General features: G+C 53.3%; 19 protein-coding genes. 1 reads left to right on the top strand and 18 read right to left on the bottom strand.

Annotation, left to right across the window (positions count from 1 at the left end; all coding sequences use genetic code 11):
- Positions 1-91: 91 nt before the first annotated feature.
- From ACFO1S_RS06370 to ACFO1S_RS06425, 12 genes are all read right to left on the bottom strand, one after another.
- The gene (locus ACFO1S_RS06370; protein ID WP_204605402.1) at positions 92-2662 is read right to left on the bottom strand and encodes a chemotaxis protein CheW; all 2571 of its coding nucleotides are present in this window, start codon (positions 2660-2662) and stop codon (positions 92-94) included.
- A 1-nt stretch (position 2663) separates the two neighbouring features.
- Positions 2664-3092 (bottom strand): chemotaxis protein CheW, encoded by a 429-nt coding sequence (locus ACFO1S_RS06375; protein WP_204605401.1) that lies wholly within the window; start codon positions 3090-3092, stop codon positions 2664-2666.
- Positions 3093-3120: 28 nt separating this feature from the next.
- Positions 3121-4686, bottom strand: a complete 1566-nt coding sequence (locus tag ACFO1S_RS06380) for a methyl-accepting chemotaxis protein (protein ID WP_204605400.1) — start codon at positions 4684-4686, stop codon at positions 3121-3123.
- A gap of 42 nt (positions 4687-4728) precedes the next feature.
- Positions 4729-5136, bottom strand: coding sequence for a hypothetical protein (locus ACFO1S_RS06385; protein ID WP_204605399.1), 408 nt, complete (start codon positions 5134-5136; stop codon positions 4729-4731).
- 307 nt (positions 5137-5443) lie between these two features.
- A complete protein-coding gene (gene mutY / locus ACFO1S_RS06390) occupies positions 5444-6568 on the bottom strand; it encodes an A/G-specific adenine glycosylase (protein ID WP_204605398.1) in 1125 nt (374 codons plus the stop codon).
- A gap of 5 nt (positions 6569-6573) precedes the next feature.
- Entirely contained in the window at positions 6574-7446 is an 873-nt protein-coding gene (locus ACFO1S_RS06395; protein WP_204605397.1) for an AraC family transcriptional regulator, read from the bottom strand.
- A 152-nt stretch (positions 7447-7598) separates the two neighbouring features.
- The gene (gene acpS / locus ACFO1S_RS06400; RefSeq protein WP_204605396.1) at positions 7599-7991 is read right to left on the bottom strand and encodes a holo-ACP synthase; all 393 of its coding nucleotides are present in this window, start codon (positions 7989-7991) and stop codon (positions 7599-7601) included.
- Positions 7992-7999: 8 nt separating this feature from the next.
- A complete protein-coding gene (gene nadE / locus ACFO1S_RS06405; protein WP_204605395.1) occupies positions 8000-8812 on the bottom strand; it encodes an ammonia-dependent NAD(+) synthetase in 813 nt (270 codons plus the stop codon).
- A gap of 84 nt (positions 8813-8896) precedes the next feature.
- On the bottom strand, positions 8897-9331 hold the full coding sequence (locus ACFO1S_RS06410; RefSeq protein WP_204605394.1) for a BrxA/BrxB family bacilliredoxin: 435 nt from the start codon (positions 9329-9331) through the stop codon (positions 8897-8899).
- Positions 9332-9466: 135 nt separating this feature from the next.
- Entirely contained in the window at positions 9467-9889 is a 423-nt protein-coding gene (locus ACFO1S_RS06415) for a DUF3905 domain-containing protein (protein WP_204605393.1), read from the bottom strand.
- Positions 9886-10014 (bottom strand): hypothetical protein, encoded by a 129-nt coding sequence (locus ACFO1S_RS06420; RefSeq protein WP_378126442.1) that lies wholly within the window; start codon positions 10012-10014, stop codon positions 9886-9888. Before ACFO1S_RS06420 ends, ACFO1S_RS06415 begins: the two co-directional genes overlap by 4 nt.
- A 90-nt stretch (positions 10015-10104) precedes the next feature.
- The gene (locus tag ACFO1S_RS06425; RefSeq protein ID WP_204605392.1) at positions 10105-11763 is read right to left on the bottom strand and encodes an ATP-binding protein; all 1659 of its coding nucleotides are present in this window, start codon (positions 11761-11763) and stop codon (positions 10105-10107) included.
- Positions 11764-12002: 239 nt separating this feature from the next.
- Between ACFO1S_RS06425 and ACFO1S_RS06430 the strand changes: the two genes are divergently transcribed.
- Complete coding sequence (locus ACFO1S_RS06430; protein WP_204605391.1) at positions 12003-13259, top strand: BaiN/RdsA family NAD(P)/FAD-dependent oxidoreductase; 1257 nt, start codon at positions 12003-12005, stop codon at positions 13257-13259.
- A 57-nt stretch (positions 13260-13316) separates the two neighbouring features.
- On the opposite strand, the gene ACFO1S_RS06435 is transcribed toward ACFO1S_RS06430, so the two are convergent.
- The 6 genes from ACFO1S_RS06435 to ACFO1S_RS06460 all read right to left on the bottom strand — a co-directional run bounded on the left by ACFO1S_RS06435 (position 13317) and on the right by ACFO1S_RS06460 (position 20496).
- Entirely contained in the window at positions 13317-14141 is an 825-nt protein-coding gene (locus tag ACFO1S_RS06435) for a carbohydrate ABC transporter permease (RefSeq protein WP_204605390.1), read from the bottom strand.
- A gap of 13 nt (positions 14142-14154) precedes the next feature.
- Positions 14155-15051 carry a carbohydrate ABC transporter permease gene (locus ACFO1S_RS06440; protein WP_204605389.1) on the bottom strand — a complete coding sequence of 299 codons (897 nt, stop codon included), beginning with the start codon at positions 15049-15051 and terminating at the stop codon, positions 14155-14157.
- Between the two features lie 166 nt (positions 15052-15217).
- A complete protein-coding gene (locus tag ACFO1S_RS06445) occupies positions 15218-16525 on the bottom strand; it encodes an ABC transporter substrate-binding protein (RefSeq protein WP_204605388.1) in 1308 nt (435 codons plus the stop codon).
- A gap of 161 nt (positions 16526-16686) precedes the next feature.
- Positions 16687-18789: an amylo-alpha-1,6-glucosidase gene (locus ACFO1S_RS06450; protein ID WP_204605387.1), complete on the bottom strand. Its 2103-nt coding sequence runs from the start codon at positions 18787-18789 to the stop codon at positions 16687-16689.
- 137 nt (positions 18790-18926) lie between these two features.
- The gene (locus ACFO1S_RS06455; protein ID WP_204605386.1) at positions 18927-19946 is read right to left on the bottom strand and encodes a LacI family DNA-binding transcriptional regulator; all 1020 of its coding nucleotides are present in this window, start codon (positions 19944-19946) and stop codon (positions 18927-18929) included.
- A gap of 175 nt (positions 19947-20121) precedes the next feature.
- Positions 20122-20496 (bottom strand): hypothetical protein, encoded by a 375-nt coding sequence (locus ACFO1S_RS06460; protein WP_204605385.1) that lies wholly within the window; start codon positions 20494-20496, stop codon positions 20122-20124.
- Positions 20497-20553 lie beyond the last annotated feature (57 nt).

Raw genomic sequence — 20553 nt, forward strand, 5'->3', positions numbered from 1 at the left:
TTGTCAAATGCCCTTGGTATACCAGAGTATACCTCTAGAGTGGCTTGATTCAGCCAATTCGTCAAGCACTCTAGGGAATATTTAACAAGGTTTAGGCAAGGAATTTGTTGTTTAGCGCCAAAAGCTTGTCCGTTCTCAGCAGGATGGTCAGCTCATCCCCTCGCTTATGGATTCCCCTTATAAATTCCGGCGCCACATCGGCGATCGCTGCAGGAGTCGATTCCACCTCGCTGTCAGACATGTTGAGCACTTCCGTAACGGAGTCGACCAGCACCCCGATATCGCTTCCGCCCTCGTTCATAATGATCACCCTGGAGTGAACGCTGAGTTGAGCCGGAGCAAATCCCATGCATTGCGAAAGATCGACAACCGGAAGCAGCGCCCCCCGCAAATTCATTACGCCCAGCACTTCGGGAGAATTCGCCGCAACCTGCGATAGGGCGGAAACTCGAATAATCTCCTTGACGCGCCCAATATCCAGCGCATACCGCTGCGTCCCCAGCAGGAAGGTGACACGCTTCGCGGAATCGTCAAGCGCTTCCCTTTGCTGGCTGTCTCTCTTCGCTCCGCCGATCCCCGTACCCGCTTCGCGAACGACCGCGTTCACATCCAGAATATAAGCGATATTGCCGTTGCCCAGAATGGAAGAACCCGATACGTACGAAACCTGGCCCAGATAGGAGGAAAGAGGCTTCATGACGATCTCCTGGTTGGCGACAAGACGGTCCACGTAGAGACAGACTCGCCTCTCCGCAGCGCCAATCATTACGGCATAGCCTTTGCCTTCCCTGCCGGGCTCCGTACGAAGCCTCTCATGCAACCGTACAAGCGGAAACACATCCCCCCGCACCGTGCAAATTTCTTTGCCGTGCAGGCGCTGAACATCCGCCGAAGACAGCTGAAAGGTTTCCAGCACATGAACGAGCGGAATCGCAAACGTATGTTGACCCAGCCCGATGAGCAAGGAGCGCGTAATCGCCAAGGTTAATGGCAGCTTGATGATGATTTCCGTTCCCTTGCCGGGCTCGGTAACGATATCGATTACTCCGTTCAGCTTCTCGATTTGCGTTCTGACGATGTCCATGCCGACGCCACGCCCCGACAGCTCTGTGACTTGCTCGGCGGTGGACATGCCCGAGTGGAAGATCAGCGCGATGACTTCCTTCTCGGACATTTGCGCCGCCTCTTCCTCAGTGATGAATCCTTTATGAATCGCTTTGAGCTTGATCTTCTCCGAATTAAGTCCCCGTCCGTCGTCCCTGACGCGAATCACGATCGCGTTCTCCTGGTGGCTGGCGTGCAGCAGAAGCTGCCCTCTGCGCGGCTTGCCGAGCCGCACGCGCTCCTCCGGAGCTTCAAGCCCGTGATCCGCCGCATTGCGAAGAATATGTATCAGCGGATCGCTGATCTCCTCGATCAACGTCCGATCAAGCTCGGTCTCCTTCCCCTCGACCGTGAATTGAATTTCCTTGCCCGCCTGCTGTGCCAGGTCTCTGACCAGTCGGGGAAAGCGGTTGAACAGCTGCTCGATCGGCAGCATCCGCGTCTTCATCATCCCTTCCTGCAACTGGGCGATGACTCGGTTAAGGTGATCCGCCACCTCCCCGAGCATTCCGACCTCCGGCTCTTGCTTGCTCCGTTCGGTCATCATTTTACGGACTTCCTGCAGACGGGTGTTATCGATGATCAGCTCGCCTACCAGATTTAACAGCTGCTCCAGCCTCTTCACATCGACGCGGACCGTCTGCTGCACCTGAACCTTACTCTCCGCGCCGGCCTCAGCCCCCTGCTCCGGCTTGTCTGACTTATTAGAGCCCTCCGCCTGAATCGCCGGAGGGGACGCCGAAGAGTCTGGGTTTGCTGGCAACGGCCTCTCGTCCGCTTCTGGCTCGATGAGCGATTCGATCAGCTTAGCGCTGACCTCGCCAATCTGGGACAGCTGCCCGATATTCCCTTCAATCTCGGAAGGTGAGCACGCAGAGGCCGCCACGAATGAAAGCGGGCCGGATCGAAGCTGCTCTTCGTTCTCCCAGGCTTCGATTGCGGGCACAACCGCGATGATCTCGCCCATCTCTCCCAAGGTCCGATGAACGATCATCCCCCGCACCATCGGCATGTCGGCATCCGCGGACAAGGTCACCGAGACGAGATAGAGCGGAATGCCCGCCTCCCGCTTCCTCATCATTTCCTCCAGCTCCGACTGGCTCCAGCCCGCCGACGTTCCGGCTTCTCCCGACGGCGCCGCCGTCTCCGACGCGGCCGTTATCTCTTCAGCCGTGACCTCCATACAGCCATCCAGCGCCTTAAGCAGCGTCTCGTCCGGCGCCTGCTCCGGTTTTCCTTGCCGCAAAGCCTCCCGTTGCGTTTTCAAATAATCGATACACCCGAACAAGGTGTTGATCAGCGGGGAGCTTAAACCAAGCCTGTCCTGTCGCAACAGATCGAACACGCTCTCGACCTTATGCGTGACTTCCTTCATATGGTGAAAGCCCATAGCCGCAGAAGAGCCCTTTAGCGTATGCGCGGCACGAAAAATTCTCTGGATCGTATCGCTGTGATTGCCGTCGTTCTCCAGCTCCAGAATCGCATGATCGAGCGTAAGCAGCTGTTCCTCCAACTCATCCAGGAACACGCTTAAATAAGTCGACGCGAACGCATCCATCTTAGTGCAGCTCCCCTCTCAGGCCGAGTACGGCTTTCAGATCCAGAATACTGACCAGCCGCCCTCCCAATCTGCCGATTCCCGACAGGAAACCGCGATTCGCGACCGCTGCGTTATCCGTCGCGGGCGGCATAATTTCTTCGAACACGGCGACCTGCTCTACGCTATCCACGGATATGCCGATATCCTCTTCCTCCGTGCTCACAATGACGATGCGCGCTTGGGAATTCTCCGGCGCTTCCGGAACGCCGAATCTGGCCCCCAGCCCGATTACGGGCACGATCTTCCCCCGCAAGTTAATGACTCCCTTGACGAAGGACTTGTCGCAGGGAACCGCCGTAATCGGCTGGACTTTAATAATTTCCTGGATCTCCTCTATGGAAAGGGCATATCTCTCGGCGTTCAGCCCGATGACGATAAAGTGGCTCATGCTGTCCCTACTCTCCCGCACTGTGAACTTATACCTTGAAGATCGACACGTTCGCGTTCAGCTTCTCCGACAAACGCGCCAGAGAGTTGGAGGAGCTTGCCGCCTCTTCGGCCGCCGCAGCGGATTGCTGGCTCGCCGCCGCAATCGTCTCGACGGCTTTCTTCACCTCTTCGGATTGCGCGGATTGCTCTTCGCTGGCGGCGGCTATCTCCGAAACCTGACTTGCCGTTTCTCCCACCATGCTGACAATCTGCTCGAAGGTCTGTCCGGTTTTGGCCGACAGCCCTGCCGCTTCCTTCACCGCGTTTACGCTTTGATCCGTATTCACCTGCATGCCTTTAATGATGGACGCAATCTGCTTCGTCGCCTCTCCGCTGCGCTCCGCCAGCTTGCGGACCTCGTCGGCGACAACCGCAAAGCCTCTGCCTTGATCTCCTGCTCTGGCCGCCTCGATGGCCGCGTTAAGGGCGAGCAGATTGGTCTGCTCGGCAATTTCGTCAATGACTTCGATAATTTGCCCGATCTTCTGCGAATCCTGCTCCAGCAGCCTCATCTGCTCGGACAAGCGTTCCATGCTCTGCAAGGATTCGGCGATAGCTTCCCCGCCTTGCTCCGCACCCCGTCTCGTTCTCTCGGACAGCTCGGCAACGGAGCTTGCGTTCTCGGCTACCGCGATGACCGCACGAGTCATTTCCTTCACCAGCTCGTTAATCGTCTGGGCGGATTCCGCCTGGTCCGTGCTGCCTTTGGCGATTTCCTCGGTGGTCGCGGAGATTTCCTCTGCGGAAGCCGCAACGCTTTGCGCCGAGCCGAGCGTCTGCCCGATTAAGTTCCGAAGGTTCTCCATCATTTCGTTAAAGGCGCCGGCAAGCACCCCGACCTCGTCCTTCGACAGAGCCTCCGCCTTCTCGGTCAGATCTCCTTGGGCCGCTTTAGTCGCGACGCTCATTACCGAACGAACGGAACGAACGAGACGGGAAGAGAGCAGAATCGCCAGCGTGAGGCCGATGGCAAGCGCCGTTACGGAGAGTACGACGATAATAATCGTCCCGACCCGGTTCGAGTCGAACGTATACTCCACTTCCTCGTCGGCTCCTTTGACGTTGTACTCGATCCACTCGTTCATTTCGGCCCGGATCGTCTGAACCAACGGGAGAACTTCCCGAATAGGCTCCAGATCGGTATTGGTGCCTTTGCTCTTCGCCTCATCTATTAGATTTCGCACGGTAGCGAAATACTTCTCCGAATTGTCGCGTATGTTGTCATACATCGCCTGCTCTTCGGAGTTGCTGACATAATCGCTGTACTGCTGGATCTCGCGATTGAAATTGTCCATAGCCGTCGTCAGAGACTCGATCATTTCGTTCCTCGTCTGCTCGTTGGTCTCGAATCTCATCATCATGAGCTGGCCGCTCATGCCGTTAAAATCGCCCCTCATCTGCGACAGCTTGTATATGCTTGGCATCCAGCTGTCCTTGACCTCTGTGATGGAGCCCTTCAGCGTCGTCATCTGCACAACCGACACCGTGCCGACCGTAATGAGTAGAGCGAGAACGATTCCAAACCCCGTCAACAATTTCGCGCGAATGTTCACTATTGTCTCTCCTTCGTGTGCTTACATGGATGTCAATCCAGGCTACGCCTCAACCTCTTCCGATCGCCTAATGAGGCAATCCAATATGTTCATCAGTTCTCCGCGGGCTTGGTTTAGAAAACCCATTAGCGAGTCCTGCAGCTTGTCCGTCTGCAAAGTGGCGTTAAGCCAGATTTGACGATTGAGAATCACGATAGACAATTCATACTTGGAGGGATAACGCTTGATCTCCTCATAGATCGTCGTTCCCAGATAGGATTCCGGCAGCACCAACGAATACATGAGGGTCGGATAGTCCGGCTCCATGTCCTTGATCTGGAACTGTTCTTGCAGCGGATAGTTATATTTGCTCCATAGGTGGCCGTAAGGAACCGCCTCTTCCTCCCATACCGGCTCGTAGGCGCGAACCGCCTCGTCGAAGAGCCGCTTGTAGAAATGGATCAGCTTCACTTCGTCCCCCCTCACTCGACGCTGCCAGCTAGCATAACCGACATTTCCCCTCCTGTTTTTAATCTTCCAGTTTCTTCAATTCAATCTAACTTTACGTCCGAATTATTAGTTCTTGTGCTTGGTTAATATTTGAAAGTTGTGTGTTTCTCTAACTGAATTTCGAAGGAAAAATCCGAGTTGTTAGGAAACTATGTGCGAAGCTCGCCGCCTTGAAGCAACGACAAAAAAGGCCGCCGAATCCTCCGGCAACCTTGCCGAAGGCCTTCGCGACCTGAGATGAAGATAGACTTGCTGATCCGATTGTTACTTAACGAGCTTCATGATGAATGGCATGAATGAAATACTCCGTTAACAATTTCCTGAAGACGTTAGGCCACGCGTAATCTTCGAAATCCTCGGGACCGATCCAGCGATAAGCGGTGCGATCGGCCACATAAGCTTCCTCCTGCGCCTCTGCCGCCAGCACCTTGATTTTCCATACGAGATGGGTGAAAATATGCTGCGCTTCCCCGATCACTTCATCCGCCGCCCGAATTCGAACGCCCTCCTCGGTCAAGGCTTCCTCCAGCATCAGCGCACCGGCGGCGGGATTGTCCCAAGTTCCTTCATCGGAGACTTCCACGTGAGGAAGCTCCCACATCTTGGCCAGCAGTCCGGTGTCTGGCCGTTGCCGTACGAGCACCTTGCCCGCATGAGCGCCCTTTCCCTCGACGATAACGGCGAAGCGAAAGACAGGCTTGGCCTTCTTCGCCTTTGTCTTTACCGGAAGCTCCCTCTCCCTGCCTTGATGACGCCCTTCGCAATGCAGCGAGACCGGACACGCAGGGCAATCGGGAGATTTGGGCGTGCAGACCATGGCTCCAAGCTCCATCAGCGCTTGATTGAAGTCGGAGGCTTCGCCTTCGGGAATAAGAGCTTGAGCCCGGTCCTCCATCGAGATTCGGGTCGAAGGACGGGCGATATCGTCATCAAGGCAAAAATACCGGGACAACACTCTCATCACGTTACCGTCCACCGCCGGCTCCGGCTGATCGAAGGCGATGCTGAGAATCGCTCCGGTCGTATAGGGACCGACGCCCTTCAGCCCGGACACTTCCTGCTTGGTGCGGGGAACCTCGCCGCCATAGCGCTCCACCACTTCTCTGGCGGCCGATTGAAGATTGCGCGCCCTGGAGTAATAGCCGAGGCCTTCCCAGTGCTTCAATACCTCGTCCTCCGGCGCTTCGGCCAATTGACTAAGCGTCGGAAAGCGATCCACGAAACGATGAAAATAGGGAATGACCGTATCCACGCGCGTCTGCTGCAGCATAATTTCCGATACCCAAATATGATAAGGATCCCGGCTTCTTCTCCACGGCAAATCCCGCCGCTCCTTGCGGTACCACCGCAGCAGCTCCGCGCTGAAAAATCGCTGATTGTCCTGTTGCTTCAATTCCGTTACCCTTCTTCCTTGCCCGTCTGTTCGCCCTCGGCGGATGCGGTAAAGAGCGCAGCCTGCTTGCGATAGCGGCTGGGCGTCAATCCCGTATGGGCCTTGAACATCCTGGAGAAATAATAGATTTGCATCCCTACCTGCCCGGCAACGGCCGATACGTTGCAGTCGGGATTCAGCAGCAAGCCCTTGGCGACTTCCATACGCCGCTGATTCACGTATTGAATAGGCGAATTGCCGAGAATACCTTTGAAAAAAACAATAAAGTAGTTGGGATGCAAATAAACCTGCTTGGCCAGACTCTCCACCGTGATGTTGTCTGATAGATGCTCGTCAATATACTTTAGCACCACGTTCACCTTCTTAAGGTCGTCCGACGGCGCATGATTGTCCAGTATGGATAGATTGTCCAGATAGATGCTGATCAGCTCCAGCATGATCGCTTTGTTCCTTAGCCTGGATGTCAGGCCGTCCTTCGACAGCTCCTCGAACAGGCGCACGAAGAGAACAGAGACCGCTTCGGCCTCCTTCACCTGAATGTGAAACGGAATTTGCAGCGTCCGGTACAGATCCCTGTCTTCGTAGTTGCTGCGGAAATGGCACCACTGCAGCGTCACCTGCTCGCCGTCCTTCAGCGAGAGCCGATGCGACATGCCGGCCAGGACGATAACCAGTTGTCCGGGAACAAGCTGAACCTCTTTGTTCTCGACAATGATCTTCCCGGCGCCTTCCTTGACGAACAAAAACCGATTGCAATCGTAGACGTCGTCCCGCTCTCTTAAAGACGCCGCCTCCAGCACTGTCTCCGCTGCGGCCGCGACCTCGATGTTCATGTGCTCGAAATGCTTCATCATGATCGTCAAATAGTTCGTGTTCATTTTTCTGCCTCATTATCTGGATCGAAATAATAGCTTCATCTCCATAGCTTCTTCCATTATACGTGAAGAGGCGAGGGGCGTAAATTACCAGATCGTATTCGTGCACCCAATAAATAACAGCCCGGCGGGTGCGACCAACCGGACTGCTACCGTTATTCCTTTTCAATTAAAGCCGTCGCCGCGGCAATCGTTCGTTCGTGCGTAATCGCCACATGCAGCCGATACGCCAGTCCATCCCACCCTAGACGGTTGATGGATGCGGCCGACAGCGTGCAGACCGGCCTCCCCAGCTCATCCGGAACGATCTGAATATCCTGGAAGCCAACCTTGGACCCGATCCCGCAGCCGATCGCCTTCACGACCGCTTCCTTGGCCGCAAATCTTCCGCAAGCATACTCCAGTGCGCGTTTCGCCGGCAGAGCGGACCAGTCCTTCCGCTCCTCGGGCGTAAGCACCCTTTCAATGAAGCGCCGACCGCCAGAACCGGTCAATATGCTCTCCATACGCGCCAGCTCGACGACATCCAGACCGATTCCGACGATCATGCCGCTCGTCAGACTCCCGGAATGCCTTGCCGCTTGTGCTGCGTGCGTCTGTAATGGCGCTCCAGGATCTCGCGCGCTTTCGCATCGATCTCCTTGCCTTCCAAGTAGGAGCTGTTATCCTCATACGATACCCCAAGCTCTTCCTCGTCGGTCTGCCCTTGCCACAGGCCGGCTGTTGGCGCTTTGTCGATCACGCTTGCAGGAACGCCAAGCCGTCTGGCCAGCTCGCGAACCTGGCGCTTGTTCAACGTGCTGAGAGGAGTAATGTCGACTGCGCCGTCTCCCCATTTGGTAAAGAAGCCCGTCAGCGCTTCCGAGGCGTGATCCGTTCCCACGACCAGCAGATTGAGGTCGAAGGCCAGCGCATACTGTACGACCATCCTCGTACGGGCCTTGACGTTGCCCTTGCCGCCGCGGCTCATATGCTTGTGGATGCTCAAGGCTTTGAAGGCGTATTCGCTCTCCAGCACGATCTCGTCTACCGCTTCCTGAATGTTCGTCTCGACCTTATGCGTCAGATTGAAAGCCTCGGCCACCTCATAGCTGTGATGGATGTCTTCCTGCTCTCCGTAGGGCTGGAATACGCCAAGCGTTATGTACTCCTTCCCCGTCTCCTGGGAAAGTTCGTCCGTCGCCCGCTTGCATAATCCGGCGGCTACGGCGCTGTCCACGCCTCCGCTGATGGCGATCAACAGCCCCGTTGCGCTCGCTTGCACGACATAATCCTTGAGAAACTGGACTCTGCGCCTAATCTCCTCGTCCGCGTCAATGGTCGGCTTCACGCCAAGAGCCGCGATAATTTCTTGCTGAACAGTCGTCATCTGCGCATTCCTCCTTGACGTTGAAATAAAAATATCCCGGGGGCTCGACCCTTCGCGGGGTTTCGCCTCCGGGAATAACGCGCATTACCGGCAATAACGGTCAAAGGCGTCCGTCAAATCCGCTGCAATGTCTCCCGCGCTGCGATTCTCAATCTGGTGCCTCTCGATAAAGTGCACAAGTTCTCCGTCTTTCATAAGCGCGATAGATGGAGAAGATGGCGGATAAGGCAGGAAATATTCCCGCGCCTTGGCGGTTGCTTCCTTATCCTGACCGGCGAATACCGTATACAGGTGATCCGGAAGAGCGTCATGGCCGAGAGCTTCGGCTACTCCCGGGCGGCATTGTCCCGCAGCGCAGCCGCAGACGGAATTCACGACGATCAGCGTCGTGCCGGAAGCGGACGGCAGCTTGGCCTCTACTTCCTCCGGGGTTCTCAATTCTTCAATCCCGAGCCGGGTTAAATCGTCTCGCATCGGCTGGATCATGTCCAGCATATATCTCTCGAAAGACATCGACATGTAAGTCGCCTCGCTTTCCGCAATATGGAATGGCGGTTCTCTTCATCCGCTGTCCTTCATTATAACGCGCATTCGCGAGCCTCGTCAAAGCAAACGGCGGCGATCCCCGCCATGTCGGATAGGGATCGCCGCCTTCTACGGTTCGTCTTGAACCTCAGGCGCCGGATAGCCGTCCTCTTCGTCCCGCAAGCGGTCAGGAGCGCTGGAATGCGCCGGGTGCATGAACGGACGTCTCAGCGGAATGCCTCTTTCGAAGAGATCGCGGTTCTCGCTCGTAAGAAAGCCGATATCCTTGTAAGGATGCACCCATTGCTCCCCCGCCATGACGGAAGGTTCCGTTTCGGCGCTCCACTGCTCCAGAGGAGATTGCTCGGATTCGTAATCATGGTCGCCGATCACAACGCCGTAATCGTTCACGAACGACTCTCTCGGCCCGCGTCCGACAAGATCCTCCGGGCGGAATTCGAGCTCGAAGGGGTCAAGCGAAGGATCGTCCGGTCCTTCGGCCCGTTGCACGCCCAAGTAAGGAGCCTTGCCGCTTTCCGCATCGGACATCATGTCGAGGGCCTGTTCGGACCGTCGAGCTTCTTGTCATACCCCGGGGACAGGGGAGACGCAGACTTGCGCCTGTCGCGCTTGGCTTCAGCGCGTCTTGTCTTCGAAGATTCCTCGTTGTTCGCCATGGACACGGCCTCCTTGTCTGAGCTTTCCCCCGTAGTGTAACCGACTTGTCCGCAGTTATCCGCACTGAGGCCCATCATGCGGCGATCTCTTTATACCGTTGTCAGGCCGGGCTTGTCGAACGAAACGATAAAGGTCGTTCCCTTGCCCACCGTCGACTCCACCTGTATTTTGCCGTTGTGCCGCTCTACGATGCTCAAGCACAGCGCCAAGCCCAACCCCGTCCCGTTGGTCTTCGTCGTGAAGAAGGGCTCGAACAGCCGCTCCAGCTTTTCCTGTGGTATTCCGGTTCCCGTATCGGACACTCTCAGTTGCACCGCGTCCTGAAGATTAAACGTCTCAAGGCGCAGCACTCCTTTATCCTTCATGGCTTCCATTCCGTTGCGAGACAGATTAAGCACAAGCTGCTTCATCTCCTTGCTGTTCATCGGAATCAGGTCCACGCTTTCATCCAGCCTCAAATCCACAATTTGCCCCCTCATGTTGGCGTCCGCCCAGATGAGCGGCAGCAAGTCGTTCAACAGCCGATTAAGATCGGAAGGCTCCTTCTCCACGATGCGATTCTGGGCGAGCGAGAGAAAATCGTTGATAATCGAATTGGCGCGGTCAAGCTCATCCAACACGATGCGAAAATAGGATTGCTGCTCTGAGGGGCTGCGTTCGTTAAGCAACTGGATGAAGCCCCTGATCACCGCCATCGGATTGCGAATCTCATGCGTAATGCTGGCCGCCATCTGCCCGACGAGACTTAACCGCTCCATTCGGTCAACCTCGTCCTTCAGCCGTTGCAGTTCGGTCACGTCGTGCCCGATGAACAGCACGCCGTCCGTGCCTTGGGAAGGCATGTCCCTAAGCGAACAATATACCGTGTAGAACACGCGGCCGTGCAGCCTCAATATCTCCGTTAGCCGATCCTCTCCCTGGAGAACGCGCTCAAGAGAATTCGTCTCGGCTGCGACGCCCATCTTGTCCAGCAGCAAGGTGAATGGCTGATGAAGGATATCATGGCGTCCCTTCGGCAGAACAAAGGTTAACGTCATGTCATTGACGTGGGTTATCATCCCCTTGCTATCGCAGAAAACGACCATAAGAGGGGAGTTGTCGATAAATTGTTGAAGCCGCCGCATCTCCTTGCGGTATTTCATCGATACGTCGTGAAGCTGCAGCTGCAGCTGTATCCGTTCGAAGCTCAGCTCCGCGAAGTGAATGCACAGTAGCGTAACGCCGACGGAAATCAAGGAGCAGAGAATCAATAGACAGATCAATTCCTGCGTATCGCCCGGAGCCATCTCTGCTGCTTCGGGCCAGTATGCTCCATTGTGAGACAGCCCCATGAGCAGGGAGAGGATGACCGCAATCTTGAATTTGCCTCTGCGGTTATGCCCAGCAAACCTGGAAATGCTGGAGAAGAGAACAGGTGCGAAGAGGATAATAAAGCCCGCCAGCATGTAATATTGCCAATCTTGCGTAATCTCGAACAGCCTAACGATGACAAATACGGTCAGCAGGATCACGGCAACCGGAAATCCTCCGTACAAAGAGCCGATCAGGTAGGGCACATGACGCAGATCGAAGTGGATGCCCTGGTCGATAATCGAGGAGAAATACACATTGAGCAGCATCGCAATTCCACAGCCAATTCCGACAAAAAGGTGCGTTCGCCCGGTCCTTTCCGGCTTATCGTGCCATACCAGGAACATGAAAACCGGCAGGCAGGCAATCAAAATCTGCAGCAAAGAATCTTTCCACATCCAACGAACCTCCCGCATGGACGGATCGGTTTCAACCCTTCATTAGCAATGAGATGCATGCTTGTCTTGGGAATCACTTAGATTAAAACACATCTCACCATAGGTTACAATATAAGGCATTTAATTCGATTAAATTCAGCGAAAAACCCGGAAATTGAGCTTCGAGGCTTTCGGGGTTGGCGATTGTCGGCCCCGGTGTTACACTCAGTATGAAATGCTGGTTAATCAGGAGAAATGAGATGAACTACGATGTTATCGTGGTCGGCGGAGGTTCCGCAGGCCTTATGGCCGCTATCGCGGCAAGCAAGCATGGAGCGTCCGTCCTGTTGCTCGATAAGGGAGACAAGCTGGGACGCAAGCTCGGCATCTCCGGCGGGGGGCGCTGCAACGTGACCAATAATAAGGACACCGACGAGCTGATCAAGCATATTCCCGGCAACGGCCGCTTCCTCTACAGCTCCTTTGCCAATTTCAACAACCGGGACATTATCGATTTTTTCGAGAAGCTCGGCATTCGGCTGAAGGAAGAAGATAACGGGAGAATGTTCCCCGTAACGGACAAGGCCAAGACCGTCGTCGACACGTTAATCGCCCAGGTTCGCAAGCAAGGCGCGGAGATTCGGGTCAATTGTCCCGTAGATCAGGTGACGTTCTCCGACGGCCGAACGACCGGCGTGCGTCTTCGATCGGGCGAGAAGCTGTCCAGCACTGCCGTAATCGTCGCCTCGGGAGGCAAATCCGTTCCTCATACCGGATCGACCGGAGACGGCTACGCTTGGGCGGAGGCTGCCGGCCATACCATTACCGAGCTGTTTCCTACCGAAGTGCCGCTCACCTCAAACGAGCCTTTCATTGTCAGCAAGGAGCTTCAAGGCCTAAGCCTTAGAGATGTCGGCTTGTCCGTCTGGAATCCGAAGGGCAAGCGGATCGTGGAGCATCGGGGAGATATGATTTTCACCCATTTCGGTCTTTCCGGACCGATCGCCCTTCGTTGCAGCCAGTTCGTCGTCAAAGGGCTCAAACAATTTCAGGTAGGCAACATTGAAGTGTCCGTGGACTTGATGCCTGCCGACAGCGTGGACGAAGTGTACTCCAGAACGTTGAAGTTAACGGAGCTTGAGCCTAAAAAAGCCATTAAGAACATTCTTAAAACTTGTTTGCCTGAGAAGATGATCCCGCTTCTGTTGCAACAATCGGGATTGTCCGAATCGCTCACCTATGACAATCTTCCAAGACAGGAATGGATGCAACTAGCCAAAATTATCAAGCGATTCCCGATCCGCGTATACGGAACCTTGTCGATTGAGGATGCTTTCGTAACCGGCGGGGGGATTAACTTAAAAGAAATCGATCCGCGTACGATGGAGTCCAAGCTTGTAAGCGGACTGTATTTTTGTGGAGAAATTCTCGATATTCATGGCTATACGGGGGGCTACAATATTACGGCTGCTTTCTCTACGGGATATTCCGCAGGCACGAATGCCGCTAGCCGGTAAAACAAATACGGAACGCATAGATCAGCGGGAATCCTGCTGCTAACGCGTTCCGTATTTTTATTTGGTGCCGGTGAAAGTAATTCCTTGTACGAAAAATCGATTAAAGAAAATGTAAATCAATAGAGCCGGAATCGTCATAATGATCGATGCCGCCATAATGTAGTTCCAGAAGCTAATATACTGCCCCTTGAACGTATTCAATCCGACAGACAACGTAAACATCGACTTATCGGACATCAGCATGAGCGGCTTCAAGAACTCGTTCCATGCCCCCATGAAGATGAATATCGTTTGCGCCGCAAGAGCCGGTTTAGCCAGAGGCAGAACAACTTTGAAGAAGAGCCTGAACCTGCCCAAGCCATCCAACTCCGCAGCTTCTTCAAGCTCTTTGGGGAAATTGATGAAAAACTGGCGCATCATGAAGATGTAAGTCGCTTGAGCTGCCATCGGAACGATAATCGCCTGATAGCTGTTTAGCCAGCCAAGCTCCTTGATAATCAGGTAACTCGGAATGATAGTCAACTGGCCTGGAATCATGATCATAGCCAGTATACTGTAGAACATCAGCGTGCTGCCCGGAAAACGGATTCGAGCCAGCGCGTACCCTGCCATGGAATTAAACAGCAGGTTAAATACCGTAACCGATATGGCAATGAACGCGCTGTTCATAAACCAGCGGGAAAACATGGGCTCTTGCTTGAAGATGGTTTGATAATTGTCTAACGTAAAATGCTTCGGTATGAAGTGTATTCCCCCGGAAACGATTTCCGGCAATGACTTGAACGAAGCGGACAACGCCCATAAAAACGGTATAAACGTAATGAGCGCATAGACGCTCAGCAGGACATAGAACAACGGCCTGAAACGATTGATCGAACGCATTTCCTATCCCCTCCTAATTCAGCCGCTCTTCCTTGAAGATTAAGCGCTGGATAAGCGTAATGAGCATTATGACGACCGCGAGCAAAAAGGCAAGGGCGGAAGCATACCCCATATCCATGCTCTTGAAGGCATACTGGTAGATGAGCAACACCATGGTCAGCGTCGCATTGTTCGGCCCCCCGGAGCCTGCCGAGAAAATATAGGATTGGTCGAATAATTGAAAAGTTCCGATAATCCCCATGACGACAACGTAGAAAGTGACGGGCTTGAGCTGCGGCACGGTAATACGCCAGAACTTCTGCCACCCGTTTGCTCCATCGATATCCGCCGCTTCGTACAGGTTCTCAGGGATATCCTGCAAAGCGGCCAAATAGATAACCATGAATAGCGGAGCCGTCGACCAAATATTCATGATCATGATGCCCAAAAGCGCGACCGAAGGATCTCCTAGCCAGTTGTATGTCGGCAGGCCAACCGATTCAAGCAAGTAGTTCAGAAGGCCGTTGCTGTTGTAGATCCACATGAAAATGAGCACGAGCACGGCCGACGACGTAACGGTAGGTAAATAAAAGGCGACCCTGAAAAAATTGCGGTAGCGAAGCTTCATGTTCAAGATCGAAGCCAGCACGAGCGAGAGAATCGTCTGGGCCGGGACGACGATCAGCGCGTACTTGACCGTATTCCTTAGCGCGATCCATAGACGCGGGTCGTCGATCATTCTCTCGAAGTTAGCCGTTCCGGTAAATTTGTAGCTTACCGTACCTAGAAGATTTACTTTGTGGAAAGATAAATAAATCGCGTAACCGATCGGCAACAGTAAAAAACAGCCGAGAATAAGAATCGTGGGAGCCATGAATGAATACCCCGACAATAGATCCCTGATTTTGTTTTTCCCTTTCAATCTGGCCATGTTGAAGCTCTCCTTTCAGCCTTTCCGTGTTGGGGCGTGAAATGACTAAAGCCGTGAGCGGCGTTCGTCTGCGGCTTCACTCGTTTCACGCCAACGCGTGTGCGACAAGCTTGGGACGCGGACGCCATTAGCGCCCCTACGTCCCTCGCTTCTTAAGCCATATGAATTATTCCGCTGCCTTGATTTCTTTATTAGCGGTTTCTTGGGCTTTATTCAGCGCATCAGTCAATGAAGAGCCTCCCGTATACGCCGCGACGAATTGATTGTTGAAGTTGTTCATGATCGTCGGCAGCGTGGACCCCGCTTGCCATGGAGTCGCGTATGAAGAGCCGGCTACTAGTGCGCCGCGCAACGCGTCTTTATCATATCCAAGCTCTGCGGATACGGATTTACGCGTCGGTAGAGCGAAGCCTTTGCTCGTCCAAGTTTTCATGCCTTCTTTGCCCGTCAAGTAAGAGAGCAGCTTCCATGCCGCTTCTTTCTGCTTGGAATTTTTGTTCATGACATAGGCGACCGTGAAAGCCATCGTTCCTTTTTGCCCATTAACCGTAGGCACTTCCGCCGTTCCGAAATCTACGTCTTTGAAATTGGACTGAATGTAAGGGATCGCCCAGTTGCCTTCGATGACCATTGCCGCTTTTTGTTGGCCGAACATTTCTCCGCCCCAACCTGCGCCGACATCGGAAGGTTGTCCTGCCGTATTCGCCTTTGTATGCTGATCAATGACAAGAGACAATCCTTTCTCCGCTTCCTGAGTCGCAAATGCCGCCATGCCTTGCTCATCGGAAAGTTTACCTCCGAACGCTTTGATCATGAACATTTGACGAGCTAGCTCAGGTGCTTGGCCCAAACCGTATACTTCGACTTTTTTGCCGTTCTTTTTGGTCAACTTCTCGGATACGGACATTAGCTCATCCCAGGTTGTCGGAGGTGTCGTGATTCCAGCGTCGGTGAACATTTTTTTGTTATAGAACAAAGCCAGCGTGGAAGTATCTTTCGGCAAGCCGTACAGTTTGCCATCCGCGGATTTGAAAGCATTAATAGTAGGAGCTTCAAAATCATCTACGTCGAATTCAGGCGTTACGTAACCGTCCAACGGTTCCAGTACGTCTTTCTCAATCAAAGCGGGAGCTTCGAATGCGTCCAAATAAAAGAGATCAGGCGCTTCGTTCCCGATTAGACGGGTTTTGATAACATCCATATATTGGTCTGCGATAACTTCGTATTTCACTTTGACGTCCGGATTTTTCGCTTGGAACTCGTCCAATACCTGTTGCAGCAGCGCTTGCTCTTCAGGAGAAGAACCCCAGCCAGCTAACGTTACTTCGACTGGATCTTTAGCCGCTTCCGGCGTTTGCGATGCAGATGAGGACGGGGAAGCGCTCTCACCGTTCTTGGAATTGTTCCCGCAAGCGGACACAACCATTACGAGAGCCAACATCAGGACTAACATTGTAGATAATCTTTGTTTCATTTAAATCCTTCCTCCCTTTTATATGTTTCTATAATTAAACGGTTGTAAGAAATCGCTCATGCTGACAATGATTGAACCGGCGGTACCTTCCGGCTATTTGGTCAGTAAGTGAACGATTACTTACCCGCTCAATTCGGAAATTGCTTCAGCCGCGCCGCGGGCTATTCGATGATCTCGATGGAGCACCCGCTGCTATTGTCGAGTATTTCTACCCGAAGCGGCTCCGTACTATGGCCGCGGCTTAGTTCAACCGAAATTCGGCCATCGGCTACGGGTAGATCCGTTACGGTCAAGCGATTGATTCCATCCGGCAGGAACGGATCCAATCGAATCGACCGTGTCAACGCATCGGGCTGTAACCCAAGCATCGCTTGAATTAATACGACGGATGTTCCGGCAGCCCATGCTTGCGGAGAACACGCAACCGGGTAGGAAACCGGGTAGCCTACGGATTCATCATAACCGCAGTAAAGCTCCGGCAAACGGTTGTACTCGAAGTGTTCGGCCGCTTTCAACATTCCGGAAACGACGGTCGCAGCTTCTTCCTTGAAGCCTAATCTGCTCATCCCGATCAACGTCATGGAGTTATCGTGCGGCCAGACGCTTCCATCGTGATAACTCATCGGGTTATAACCGGTCGAGCCGCTGGACATCGTGCGAATGCCGTATCCTCCGAACATATCTTCCGCCACGAGTCTTTGCGCCACAAGCCGCGCTTTGTCCTCCGGGACAAGGAGGCTCATGAGCAAGTGACCGGGATTGGAAGTGACGGATTGAACTTGATCCTTGTTGGCATCTAGCGCAATGGCATAGAACTTCTCATCCGGCATCCAGAAGGCACCGTCGAAAGCTTGCTTAAGGCGCTCGGCTTCATCTCTCAGTTGCTGACCCAATTCATTGCGACCCAGTCTTTCGAGAATCGGAGCAAGACGAAGCTTCGCTTGATACACGTAACCTTGCACTTCTACCAAAGCTATTGGAGCAACTGCGAAGTCTCCGCTCTTATGCACGACGGAATCGGCGGAATCTTTCCACCCTTGGTTGGCGATTCCTTTGGACGATTCCTGGTAGTATTCGACCCAGCCATCCTTGTCGCGGTCGCCGTGGCCGTTGATCCATTCCAAAGCTTTCTCAATATTAGGCAGGAGCTTGGCGATCGTATCCGTGTCTCCCGTCCAGTGGGCATATTCTGCTGCCAATAAAATAAACAAAGGCGTGGAATCGATGCTTCCGTAATAAGGGGCGAAAGGAACCTGTCCGGAACGGGCTAATTCCCCATTTCGCAGCTCGTGCATAATTTTGCCCGGCTGCTCGTCTTTCCAAGGATTGCTGTCCGTCCCTTGGTAAGCGGCCATCATCTCGAGCGTGCCGCGGGCAACGCCTGGGTTGAGCGGAAGCATCTGCAAGGCGGCAATCAGACTATCCCTGCCGAAGGGTACGGCATACCAAGGGAGCCCCGCCACAGGGAACAGCCCGTAACCGAAATCCGTGAGCAACACCCGTAAATCCTGAACTCCGCGATCGAACAACCCGTTCAACACCTTGGAGTCGCTCCGCACTTTCGTGACGTTCTCACTCCAGCTTTCATAAGCGTGCTGCAACTCGACAATCGCTTCTTCGCGCGAGAAGATGACCGGATGTTTCCCTTCGACAGACGGAATAACCGTAAATGTAATCTTCTTCACTTCCGTGGGCTGTAAGCTTACCGCGAAGCTCGCATCCCCTTGTTCGCTCATGGAATACGCTTCCGTATCCCACACGATGCGCGTTTCCCTGCGAATCCCGTCAACGCCTTCATATGCGGCATGCCATTCTTTCTTATTCACGTTCCGTTCCGTTACTTTGCCAAGCTCTTCGGCGGGTTGAAATCCCCGGACGAGGAACATATCGCTGAAATCCGCGTCGAACGAGACGCCTATGTCGAAATTCAGAGCTTTAGTGGAATAGTTGGTCATAGAGAGAGTTTCGTACAATACCTCGCCGTAAATGAAGCGTTCCCGGATCAACTCTACCGATTCCCTCCATAGCTTAACCTCTCCGTCCGTTTCTTCATGCTCGTTCGTGAGTCGAATGCGCGCAATGAAGTTCTCGTCGGCTGCAGAAGAAAGGAGCAGCGGACGTTTGCCGTTCAGAGTGATCTCCAACTTGCTAAGAAAGCGGGTATCCTTCATGTAAAGACCGCCTTGGGCGCTGTTCCCTTGGATGTCTCCATGGTGATCCGTCATTAGAAAAACGTCGTTATTTTTGATTACTCTGAAGTTCATGTCGTTTCCCCATCCTGTGACTGTATTTGTCTATTGTTTGCTTTTTTTAACATCTTATTTATCCGAAACGTTTCGGAATCTCTCAAAATAAAAATCCGAACCGAAACGTTTCGGAAATTCATCGAAAAAAAGTGGTGCTACTCTTGAAGACGTCGCGTGCTTTCTCGGACGATCAATTGATTGTTCAGCAACAGCTTGCGATTGTCGGTCCTGTTTTCAAGCATGTCGATCAACAGTTGGGCAGCCTGATAGCCAAGCTCGTATTTATCCTGTCTGATCGTAGTCAGCTTGGGAGAACAATAGGCGGAAATGCTAATATCGTCGAATCCGATAATAGAAACGTCATCCGGCACTTTACGTCCCATACGCTCAAGCGTACGCATCGCGCCTAGCGCCATTAAATCACTCGCGCAAAATACTGCGGTTACGTCGGGATTGCGTATTAAGATTTGATACATGGCTTCCGCTCCGCCGTCTTCGGAAAATTTTCCGTCGTAAGCAAGCTCTTCATCCGCCGAAAATCCGTACTGCTCTAACGCTTCTTTGTACCCTTCGAACCGTTCCCGGCTGACGAAAGCCTGATTATGGCCGTTGATCATCGCAATATGCCGATGTCCGTTCTCCAGGAGGTGTCGGACGGCCATCGTCGCCCCTACGCGGCTGTCGGATGTAACGTGGGCAACGTTCTCTCCGGTTTTGGGAATGTCGATCAATACGCAAGGAAACGAATTCTGTTCTATGACCTCCTGCAAATAAGGGTCGTCAAGACGCAATCCCGACAGGATTGCTCCTTCCACGTTCCTTTCCTTGCAAAGCGCCGTATAGGACTTCTCCATCTGCTTGGACGGATTAGTGCTGAATAATAACAAATCGTAGCTTAAATCTCCCGCGCGGTCGTTAATCCCGCAGAGGACTTCATATGCGAACGCGTCCTTCGCCCCGGCACGGTTAATATCTGAAATAATAAGTCCGATCGTACGTGTTTTTTTGGAGACTAAGCTCCTAGCCACGGCATTAGGACTATAGGACAATTCCAACGCAACCTGTTTGATTTTCTTGCGAGTATCCTCGTTAACATCGTCGTAACCGTTAAGTGCTCTGGAAACCGTTGTGACGGATACACCCGCTTTTTTAGCAATATCTTTAATGGTAGCCATCTGCAGACACCCTTCCAAAACGTTTCGGATTCATTATAAACAGAGAGTGATTATTTTGCAAGCGCTTTTTTATGCGCTCTTTCGAAGCATCGTAGTTTTAAGTTGCGAAATACGCAAAAAAACCCTTCCGGCAGAAGGGCTTCAATGGGCTTCAATCCAAGTTAAGCTAAATTAATCAGGTCGCTTGGAAATGGTCGTATGAACCGTCATCGGGAGAGAAGCTCTTCTCATGCTCGTCCGTTGCGGAGCTTGCGACCTGATACCCTTCTTCCCAATCCTCATTGACGGTATGCGCCGGAATCGGGATAGCTTCCATTCCATAAGCGTGATCGGTCACGCCGACGACTTCAGCCGGCGCATGCTCCATCAACTGTCCCGCATAACATTGAACGATCTCAAGCGCCGACGTTAAATCCTCGTCTTGCACATGAATATGAAGACGCCCTTCCTCGTGAAGCTGCGGTTCATACCCCAGTTCCATTAAAGTCTCTCCTGCCAATCTAGCCTGATTCTCATCCGGGAACTGGAACATCAAAGCGGCATGTTTCATCGAACTCATCCTTTCCAAGTACGATCAACGCATCCAAGCCCGCATAGGTTTTCCAAT

The organism is Cohnella boryungensis, from assembly GCF_042651945.1.
In the GTDB taxonomy this organism is placed as follows: Bacteria; Bacillota; Bacilli; order Paenibacillales; family Paenibacillaceae; genus Cohnella; species Cohnella boryungensis.